Source organism: Mesorhizobium sp. M7A.F.Ca.US.005.03.2.1 (genome assembly GCF_003997795.1).
Taxonomy (GTDB): domain Bacteria; phylum Pseudomonadota; class Alphaproteobacteria; order Rhizobiales; family Rhizobiaceae; genus Mesorhizobium; species Mesorhizobium ciceri.
Window position 1 is genome coordinate 1 of sequence record NZ_RZRP01001624.1, and the last position, 438, is coordinate 438.

A 438-nucleotide genomic window follows, 5' to 3' on the forward strand; every position below is an offset into this window, starting at 1 on the left:
GTGATGGTCGACGACAGCCATGCCGTCGGCTTTGTCGGTCAGAACGGCCGCGGCTCGGCCGAGCATTGCGGCGTCGAGGGCAGGGTCGACATCATCACCGGGACGCTCGGCAAGGCACTTGGTGGGGCCTCCGGTGGTTACACCTCGGGCAAAGGCCAGGTGGTCGACTGGTTGCGCCAGCGCTCACGGCCGTATCTCTTTTCCAACACGCTGATGCCGGCGATCGCCGGCGCTTCGATCAAGGTGTTCGAACTGATCAAAGACGGCGATGGGCTGCGCGACAAACTCTACGACAACGCTGCGCGGTTCCGGTCGCAAATGGGCAAGCTCGGCTTCACGCTGGCCGGAGCGGATCATCCGATCATCCCGGTGATGCTGGGCGATGCCAGCCTGGCGCAGGAGATGGCCGCGCGCATGCTGAAGCGCGGCATCTATGTC

Annotated in this window: 1 protein-coding gene; it reads left to right on the top strand. The window is 64.6% G+C overall.

Annotated elements, in window-relative coordinates:
• The coding region (locus tag EN991_RS39505) for an aminotransferase class I/II-fold pyridoxal phosphate-dependent enzyme (protein WP_127370696.1) at positions 1–438 on the top strand (438 nt) is incomplete at both ends.